3 protein-coding genes and 2 pseudogenes are annotated in these 6501 nt (G+C 51.6%); 1 reads left to right on the plus strand and 4 read right to left on the minus strand.

The window, feature by feature from the left end:
• Window positions 1–882: asparaginase (locus tag STRDD11_RS00510; RefSeq protein ID WP_164828324.1), on the plus strand; the 882-nt coding region annotated here is incomplete at its 5' end.
• Between the two features lie 657 nt (window positions 883–1539).
• Here STRDD11_RS00510 and recG read toward each other — a convergent pair.
• The 4 genes and pseudogenes from recG to STRDD11_RS14000 form a co-directional block, all read right to left on the minus strand.
• Window positions 1540–3554: pseudogene (gene recG / locus STRDD11_RS00515) on the minus strand (ATP-dependent DNA helicase RecG).
• A 471-nt stretch (window positions 3555–4025) separates the two neighbouring features.
• The gene (gene alr, locus STRDD11_RS00520) at window positions 4026–5132 is read right to left on the minus strand and encodes an alanine racemase (RefSeq protein WP_128834328.1); all 1107 of its coding nucleotides are present in this window, start codon (window positions 5130–5132) and stop codon (window positions 4026–4028) included.
• Entirely contained in the window at window positions 5122–5484 is a 363-nt protein-coding gene (gene acpS, locus STRDD11_RS00525; RefSeq protein ID WP_128834330.1) for a holo-ACP synthase, read from the minus strand. The genes alr and acpS overlap by 11 nt, the downstream gene beginning before the upstream one ends.
• A 734-nt stretch (window positions 5485–6218) precedes the next feature.
• Window positions 6219–6501 (minus strand): annotated as a pseudogene (locus STRDD11_RS14000) (3-deoxy-7-phosphoheptulonate synthase); the annotation flags it as partial.

A 6501-nucleotide genomic window follows, 5' to 3' on the forward strand; every position in this document is an offset into this window, starting at 1 on the left:
AAGGACAATCCAATGAACCATGTGCGGGTGCCGCTGGAGGGGATTGAGGTTGAGGCGGTGGATTTTTTCAACATTCCCAGCCCCCACATCACCCCCCAGCACATGCTGACCTTGTACCAAGCCATTAAGGAGCGGGCCCGGTACTTTGACGGTGTGGTCATTACCCACGGAACGGATACCTTGGAGGAAACAGCCTACTTTCTGGATACTATGGAACTGCCGGATATTCCGGTGGTTCTGACCGGGGCTATGCGCAGCTCCAATGAACTGGGCAGCGACGGCGTTTACAACTACCTGTCAGCTCTCAGAGTGGCCAGCGACGACAAGGCCAAAGGCAAGGGTGTCTTGGTCGTTATGAATGACGAAGCACATGCAGCCAAGTATGTGACCAAAACCCACACGACCAATGTCAGCACCTTCCAGACACCGACTCACGGACCGCTGGGGCTGGTGATGAAGCAGGAAATTCTTTATTTTAAAACAGCAGAACCGCGTGTGCGCTTTGACCTGGACAAGATCTCAGGGCTGGTGCCCATCATTCCAGCTTATGCGGGGATGAAGACAGAGTTGCTGGATATGCTGGATTTGAGCAAGATTGACGGTCTGATTATCGAAGCTTTCGGAGCCGGCAATCTGCCACAAGAAACAGCCGACAGACTGGGCCAGATGGCAGCAGCCGGGCTCCCCATCGCTTTGGTGTCCCGCTGCTTCAACGGCATTGCCGAGCCAGTCTATGCTTACGAAGGCGGCGGTGTCAAACTGCATCAGGCCGGCATTATGTTTGTCAAGGAGCTCAATGCCCCAAAAGCCCGACTCAAGCTCCTCATCGCTCTCAACGCCGGTCTGCAAGACCAGGAACTGCAGAACTATATGGAAGGATGATTGGTCAGGCTGGCGATGAGAATTCGAAAAGGGCAGCCAGACTATTTTACCACTATAGTCTTTTAGACTCCAAAAAGTTCCTACATTGAGGAAAACGCTGTTTCCCTCATCCCCAACCTTTTCAGTCTGAGCTTAGAAACAAAAGAGCGAAGGGAACTAAATTTTAAAAATTTAGTTCTGTCCCACCGCCAGAGCCGACATCCGTCATCACATCGAAAACCTCAAAAGGTTGAGCTTGAAACACATATCGTATTAGCAGCGAATCCCGAGTATCAGCTCTTCAGCATCGAAAATGAAGAACCTGTGTTTATAGATGGCAAAGTCATCTATAAACACAGGTTCTAATATTCTTGAAAATAAGAAGGAATAGGAAAGGCGGTGGGGGCCTCACTTCTGTTAGGGAAAGAACTGAACATCTTTGATTTTTCCTTTCCTAAAACAGGGATTGAAGGAAAGCTTCCAGCATTTTGAATAGATAATCACCGACCATAGCTCACCTCCGCTTTCCCGCCTTTTTTAAAAAAGGTTTTCTGATAGCTTACTTTAATAGTGACTGTCATCTGCACTGCCTCCTTAGGGTTGATAGGATTATCATAAGCTGCCAAACTTAAGGCAGACTTACAGATAGCTTGCAGAAAGCTAAAAGTCAGACTTTTTCTAATCCAGATAATCCTGTCGGTCCAGATGCAGAGAAAGCAAATGCCAGTCGGCTTGCTGCCGCCAGTTAGGATCAGCTGTAATCTGACTGGCAACCTTTCTGGCTTCTTCTAAAATCGGATAATCCTCAACGATGTCCGCCACCCGAAATTCTGGAAGGCCGGATTGGCGGCTGCCAAAAATTTCACCGGAGCCCCGCATTTTCAGATCTTCCTCGGCCAAAACAAAGCCATCGGTCGTCTCCGTCATGATTTTCATGCGCTGCTTGCCGGACTCAGTCTTAGGATTAGCCACCAAAACTGCATAGGACTGCTTCTGTCCCCGGCCGACCCGGCCCCGCAGCTGGTGAAGCTGGCTCAGCCCGAAGCGGTCCGCATCCATAATAACCATAATCGTTGCATTGGGAACATTGACTCCGACTTCGATGACCGTTGTGGATACCAAAATATCCGTCTTGCCGTCCTTAAACCCCTGCATCACAGACTCTTTGTCATCGCTCTTCATTTTGCCGTGCAGCAGAGCCACTTGAGCAGACCGACCGAAATAAGCCTTCAGCTCTTCTTCCAGGGCAAGGGCATTTTTCAAATCCAGAGCCTCTGACTCCTCAATCAGGGGAGAAATAAAGTAGACCTGAGCCCCTTTTTGCAGCTCCTTGGCCATCCAGTCCAGCACCACTGGCAGCTGCTCATGCTGGACCCAGCGGGTGATAATAGGCTTGCGCCCAGCCGGCAGCTGATCGATAATGGACACATCCATATCACCAAAAGCGGTGATAGCCAGCGTTCTGGGAATGGGAGTTGCTGTCATCATCAGCACATCGGGATTCAGCCCCTTCTCCCGCAGAAGCCGGCGCTGCCCAACTCCAAAGCGATGCTGCTCGTCGATAATCACCAGCCCCAAACGGTGATAGGATACCCCTCCTGAATCAGGGCATGGGTCCCGACAATCAGGTCGACCTGTCCGGTCTCAATAGCAGCCAGTGCTGCTCTGCGCTCAGCCGTTTTCATACTGCCGGTCAAAAGAACCAGTTTCAGCTCTGGAAAAAGCTGAGACAGGCTGGCAACATGCTGCTCAGCCAGAATTTCAGTCGGCACCATAAGGGCAGACTGCAGGCCGGCAGCGGCAGCGGCATACATAGCCAGACCGGCAACGACGGTCTTGCCGCTTCCCACATCTCCCTGCAGCAGGCGGTTCATATGAGCCGGCGACTGCAAGTCCTGCAGAATCTCTCTCAGACTGCGCTCCTGTGCTTCTGTCAGTTCAAAAGGCAGGCTGGCTTTCTTGGCAGTCAGGACCTCTTGATCCCAGTTCATTGCAAGACCATTCCTGACATTTTTCTGTTCCGTTTTGAGGACCTGCAGCTGCATTTGAAAATAAAAGAGCTCTTCAAACTTGACCCGCCGCAGAGCCTGCCGGTAGTCAGCCAAATCCTGAGGAAAGTGCATGGCCCGTACAGCCTGTGCCCGTCCCGCCAGCTGGTAGCGGTCCAACAGTACCTGGGGCAGATTTTCTTCCAGCAGCAGGTCCAGCCCTTGGTCAAAGGCTGTCTTAATCAGCTTGACCAGACTAGCCTGACTGACTCCCTGAGTCAGCCGGTAAACCGGCTGCAGATCGTCCTCCGTTTGGGCCAAAATTTTCAGGCCGGTCAGACTGGCCTTGGTCCTATCCCATTTGCCAAAGACTGCCAGAGCAGCTCCCAGCTCGATTTTGTCTGCCAGATAGGGCTGATTGAAAAAGTTAACCGCCAGAGCCACCTCTCCCTGCTTGAGAGTAAAGCGCAGGCGGTTGCGTTTATAACCATAGTAGCTGACATTGGCTGGAGTAACCACCCTGCCGGAAATCACCGCTTTTTCGCCGTCTTCCAGCTCTAGAACATTCTTGCTTTTGAAATCTTCATAGCGAAAGGGAAAATAAAGCAGTAAATCCTGCAGGCTTTCCAGTCCCAGCTGTTTGAATTTTTCTGCTGATTTCGGTCCTACACCGGGCAGAACCGTCAAGGGTTGATGTAAATTCATAATGCCTCTTTCAGTTCTGTTATCGTCATTCTCATTTCGTTTATCTTTTATCCCGTCGTTCGCGCAGTTTGCTCTAACAGTCTGGGAGACTGTGAGAGCCTCGCGGGCTGGGAGTGAAAAGGTTTGGGGAACCTTTTCAGCCTGAGCTTAGAAACAAAAGAGTGAAGGGAACTAAATTTTTAAAAATTTAGTTCTTATACGGTATCTTCCAAAAGATCCATCCCTCTGTGGGTGAAGGCGCAGCCATCATGGGCGTCTGTCCCACCGCTTCCCTGCTTCTCAATTTCCAGGCAGGGGCTAAAAAGGTCCCCCGGACCTTCCCTGCTTTTCAATTTCCAGGCAGGGGCTAAAAAGGTCCCCCGGACCTTTTTACTCCCCCAGATTATTTCACTGCTAAAAGCAAACGAACAGTCTTTACCAACTGCTCTGGTGATTTTTTGTCAGAAACTGCAGTTTGGGTGCTCGCTGCGGCTACTCCCGATAAACCCTTGGCACACGGTCGCTGAGCAGACAGACCACCTCATAGTTAATGGTGCCGCGCTGCACTGCTACATCTGTAGCTGTAATCATCTCTGCACCGCTCTGGCCAATCAGCACCACCGGCGTACCGAGGGGATAAGACCGAGGCAGGCGCACGGTTAGCTGATCCATAGAAACCCGGCCGACAATGGGACAGCGCTGCCCGTCAATCAGCACATCAAATCCCTGCATATCCCGAGTCCAGCCATCAGCATAGCCCAGAGGAATGGTACCAATAAACTGCCGACTGGCACTGGTGTAAGTCGCACCATAGCCGACATCTGCTCCCGCTTCCAGCTCCTTGACATGGGCCAGCTGAGAGTGCAGGGACAAAGCCGGTTTGATGTCATAGGGCAGCTCCAGAACGGTCCCGCTGGGATTAAGACCATAGATGATGTCTCCCAGACGGACTGCATTCATGACGGTCTGGCTGTGCCAGAGAGCCGTCGCCGAATTGCTGGCATGGACCAGCGGCGGCACTGTCTCCAGCTGCTGCAGGATGGCTTGAAAGCAAGCCAACTGGCGGTCAAACTTGCTGTCATCCGCTTCATCAGCTGTAGCAAAGTGGGTGAAAATCCCTTCTACAAGAGCTCCAGCTGCCTGCAGACGGCGGATAGCTTCCTCTGCTTCCTGACCTGAGCGAAAACCAATGCGCCCCATCCCAGAATCAATTTTGATATGGAAGCTTAAGCCAGTCAGGTCGGCCTGTCTGGCTAAAAGCAAGTCGAGCCATTCCAGACTGGCCACGGTCAGGCTGATTTCATTTCCAAGAGCCAGCGAAACAGCATCCGTTTCAGAAATGCCTAGAATCAGGATTTTCTTCGTCAAGCCAGCTGTGCGCAGCTCCAGAGCTTCATCGATATTGGAGACACAAAAGCCGTCCACAAGCGGCTCTATATGGCGAGATACGGCAACTGCACCGTGACCGTAGGCATCGGCTTTGACGACAGCCCATTTTTCTGCCGAATCCGGCAAATGAGCTGCAACTTGCTGTATATTAAAAGCAATGGCCGACAGATCAACGACGGCTTTGCTGGGTCTGTGCAGACTAGCTTTCATCTTCTTCCTCCAAAATCACACTGGCTATGACCATATTCCCGGTGTGACTGAGCGAAACCCAGATCCGGCCGGCAAAGGGGGACTGACTGAAATAGGGTGCCCCCTTGGAATCATTTAAAATCTCCAAATCCTGAAAAGACACTGGCCCAATGCCGGTCCCCCAAGCCTTGGAAAAGGCCTCTTTGGCCGACCAGCGGCCGGCCAGATATTCTAGCCTGCGCTTGCCTTTCAGCTCCTCAAAGCGCCTCAGCTCCGCCGGTGTCAGCACCTTGCGGGCAAAGCGGGGATTCTTCTGATAGGCCCGTTCAATCGATGACAGCTCCTCTGCATCGATTCCATGTCCTTTGATCATCTCTCTCATTGGGAATGCGGTAAAACTCAGCCGGACAGCCTGCTGACACTCAAAGAAAACTGAAGATAGCAAGGGATAAGAGTCAGGCCGATAGGCCATCAATCGTCTCATTGACTTACAGAGACTGAAGCACTTTTGTTCCGGCCTCCTTGCAGATAAAGCATCCGTTAGGATGCAGCAGCAGGTTCGTCTGTTAGACTCCAAAAAGCCCCTATACTGAGGAAAACTCGGTGTTCCTTATCTGCACCTTCAAACAGTCCCCCAGACTTAAGATAACGAAAGCCGGAAACTGCCTGCCCTTTATCTCCAGCCTCTAACAGTCCCGCGGCTGGGAGTAAAAAGGTCCGGGGGACCTTTTTAGCCCCTGCTCAGAAATGCAAAAGCTGGGAAGGTCCGGGGGACCTTTTTAGCCCCTGCTCAGAAATGCAAAAGCTGGGAAGGTCCGGGGGACCTTTTTAGCCCCTGCCCAGAAATGCAAAAGCTGGGAAGATTCGGGGAACCTTTTCAGCCCGAGCCTGGAAGCAAAAGAGTGAAGGGAACCAAACTCTTCAAGAATTGGTTCTTATGCACTATCTTCCAAAAAATACATCCCTCTGTGGGTGAGGACACAGCCATCATGGGAGTCTGTCCCACCGCCATCTTCGATTTTCAAAAAGTATAAAGTTTAAAAGCTGTCTTCTTAGCATTCCCTGACAGTTGGGCTTCCGGAGGAAACACACTGTCCCTTTCTTTTTTTATTTCTTCAAGCTGGCATAGATTTCCTCGACCAGCTGCACCGTATTGTCCCAGCCCAGGCAGGGATCCGTAATGGACTTACCGAAAACCTCCGCTTCATCCTGACGGCCGTCTTCCAGATAAGACTCAATCATAAAGCCGCGGACGGCCTGCCGGATTCGCGGATTCCAGGCCCGGTTGATCAAGGTCTGGCGGACAATCCGCACCTGCTCCAGATACCGTTTGCCAGAATTGTCATGGTTGGTATCAATGATGACAAAGGGATTGACCAGCTTCATTGCT

It is taken from the genome of Streptococcus sp. DD11, from assembly GCF_001578865.1.
Taxonomy (GTDB): domain Bacteria; phylum Bacillota; class Bacilli; order Lactobacillales; family Streptococcaceae; genus Streptococcus; species Streptococcus panodentis.